This is a genomic window from Mesorhizobium sp. M8A.F.Ca.ET.021.01.1.1 (assembly GCF_003998025.1).
GTDB lineage: Bacteria > Pseudomonadota > Alphaproteobacteria > Rhizobiales > Rhizobiaceae > Mesorhizobium.
Genome location: NZ_RZSJ01000695.1, coordinates 1 through 2,943 on the forward strand (window position 1 = coordinate 1; position 2,943 = coordinate 2,943).

The following is a 2,943-nucleotide window of genomic DNA, read 5'->3' on the forward strand; positions in this document are numbered from 1 at the left end:
GTTCTGTACGACCTTGCCTTCTTGCTGATGGACCTTTGGCATCGCCGTTTCCCAGAGCTCGCCAATCTCGTGATGAACCGCTACCTCGACGAGGCCGATGACGAGGATGGCTTTGTCCTGCTGCCTTTCTTCATGGCGGTGCGGGCGGCTGTGCGCGCGCATGTCACCGCCACCCAGGTCGAGGAAGGCAGCGCCGATTCCGGCAAATTGACTGCCGAGGCCCGATCCTATTTCGAACTGGCCCGAACATTTCTGCAGCAAACGCCGCCCAGGCTCGTTGCCATCGGCGGTCTCAGTGGTTCAGGCAAGACGACCATTGCCGAGGCGCTCGCCGCCCATATCGGTGCGCCGCCCGGTGCGCGCATAGTCGAAAGCGACCGCATCCGCAAAGCGATGCACGGCGTGCCCGCCGAGGCCAGGCTGCCGGACAAGGCCTATCGTCCTGATGTGTCCGATCGCGTCTACAACGAAATGGCATGGCGCGCCGGCTTGATTCTCTCCGAGGGTGGCTCGGTTGTAGCTGATGCGGTTTTCGACAGACCGGCCGATCGTGAGCGGATCGAGAAGGCGGCGCGAGACCGGGGTATTCCATTCTTCGGTTTCTGGCTGGAGGCGGATCCACTCGTCCTTTGGCGACGGGTCAGCGAACGCAAGGGCGGTCCCTCGGATGCAACGGTCGATATCCTTTCGCGTCAATTGCAGCGAAAAGCCGGCCAGGCCAGCTGGCGCAGGACCGATTCCGATCGAAAGCCCGTCGACATTGCCGCGGAACTGAGGAGATGTTGGCAGCGCGATGCTTCCGAAACCCTGTGCACGGCCTCCTGACTGTTGCGGATGATTGACCTCAACCGAGTTCGAGCTTGGCCTCGATAAGCCCTGGCTCGTTCGGAAGATGCATCAAGGAGAAGCCGAATTCACGGCACATTGCCAGCATCTTGCTGTTTTCACCGAGCACGATACCTTCGATGCGGCGGATCCCATCGGCCTTTGCATAATCGACGATCTGGCTGAGCAACTCCCAACCTAGGCCATGACCCTGCAAGTCCGTCCGCACCAGCAATGCGTATTCGGCGCTGACGTGGTCGGGATCGCAGGACAACCGGCTGATGCCCGCCAGCGCGCCAGTGCTCTTGTCCAATGCTACGAAAGCCATATTGCGGTCGTAGTCGAGCTGGGTGAGCCGCTTCAACACCTGATCGGAGAAGCTTTTTCGCGGCGAAAGGAAACGCAGGCGCAAATCGTCAGACGAAATTTTGGCCAGGAATTCGGGATAGAGCGCGATGTCGGTCGGCTTGATCGGCCGGACGTGATAATGCGCGCCACCTGCCGACGTTTCCTTCTCCCAACCTGACGGGTAGGGCCGGATGCACAGTGCAGGATTCGGCCCAGGTTCCTCCACCCGCTTCGGTTCGATCTCGATGCGTGCATCGAGCGCGATCACGCCGGCGGTGTCCGCGAGCAACGGATTGATGTCCATTGATAGGAGGCACGGAAAGTCGACAACCATCTGCGATAGGCCGTTGAGCGCCGCAACGATCGCCTGCTGATCCGCAGGTTTGCGATCGCGGAATCCGTCGAGCAGCCGACCGATCCGCGTTTGCCCGATCAGGTCACCGGCAAGAACTTCGTCGAGCGGAGGCAACGCGATCGCGGTATCGTCCATCACCTCAACGGCGACGCCACCCGCCCCGAACAGGAGAACCGGACCGAAAATCGAATCATGGCTGACACCAAGGATCAGTTCCTGAGCCTGTTTTCGCACCACCATCGGCTGTACGGCATAACCCTCGATATCGGCCTGAGGATCGTGCTTATGCAACCGGGCCTCGATTGCGCGTGCTGCCTCCTCGGCTGCCGCCGCGGCTGCAATGCCGAGCACCACCCCGCCAATGTCCGACTTGTGCGAGATCGCCTTTGACAGCAGCTTGACGACGACCTGCTCGGATGTCTTGAGAAGCCGGCCGGCCGCCTGCCCCACTTTGGCAGGGGATCTGGCGATGATCGTTTCGGGCACCGGGATGCCGTAGGCGGAAATCGCCGCCTTGGCCTCGGGCTCGGTCAGCATGCGCCGGCCTTCCCTGGCGACCTGCCTGAATAGGGCAAGCACCGCTTCTCGACCGCTCGTGGCGGCCTCGCCGTGGCTCGACGGCGTACGTAGCAGGGCCCGCTGGGCTCGCGACCAGTCGGCGAGGTAGGATACGGCCGTCGCGGCATCGGCGGGTGTCTCGAGGCTGGCAATCCCCGCGTCCTGAAGGATACGTCGCCCTTCGCGCGCCGTGTGTTCGCCAAGCCAGCAGGTCAGGACCGGTTTGCCGCCGATCTTACCGTCCTGCGCGAGCGTTGCCACCGCGCTTGCCGCGGCGAGCGGCGAGCCGAGCCCGGTCGGGCAGTTCATGACCAGGACAACGTCGGTCCCGGCATCGGCCGCGATGGCCTCGACCGCGACCCGGTAGCGCTCAGGCGGAGCGTCGCCGATGATGTCGACCGGATTGGCATGCGACCATGTGGCCGGCAGGACGGCATCCAGGCGGGCAATCGTTCCCGGCGCGAGTTCGGCCAACTCCCCGTTGCAGTCGATAAGTTGGTCGACGGCAAGCACGCCGGCGCCACCGCCATTGGTGACGATGCCGACGCGGGCTCGCTCCAGCGGAGCAAAGCGGGCGGTCGTTTCAACCGCGTCGAACAACTCGGCCAGGCCTTCGACGCGCAGGATGCCCGCGCGCCGCAATGCGGCATCGACGACACGATCCGCGCCCGACAGCGCGCCGGTATGGGTCGCGGCCGCTTTGGCCGCCTGCTCGTGCCGGCCCGACTTGATGACGATCACCGGCTTGAGGCGCGCGGCGGCGCGCGCCGCCGACATGAACTTGCGCGGATTGGGAATGGTTTCGAGATACATCACGATGGCGTGGGTGTGCATGTCGCCCGCCAGCATGTCGAGGC

2 protein-coding genes are annotated in these 2,943 nt (G+C 63.8%); one reads left to right on the forward strand and one right to left on the reverse strand.

The window, feature by feature from the left end; translation table 11 throughout:
* Nucleotides 1-825: bifunctional aminoglycoside phosphotransferase/ATP-binding protein (locus tag EOA36_RS32350; protein WP_145969426.1), on the forward strand; the 825-nt coding region annotated here is incomplete at its 5' end.
* Between the two features lie 19 nt (nt 826-844).
* On the opposite strand, the gene EOA36_RS32355 is transcribed toward EOA36_RS32350, so the two are convergent.
* Nucleotides 845-2,943 (reverse strand): bifunctional acetate--CoA ligase family protein/GNAT family N-acetyltransferase (locus EOA36_RS32355; RefSeq protein ID WP_127280888.1); only part of this gene is annotated, 2,099 nt, incomplete at its 5' end.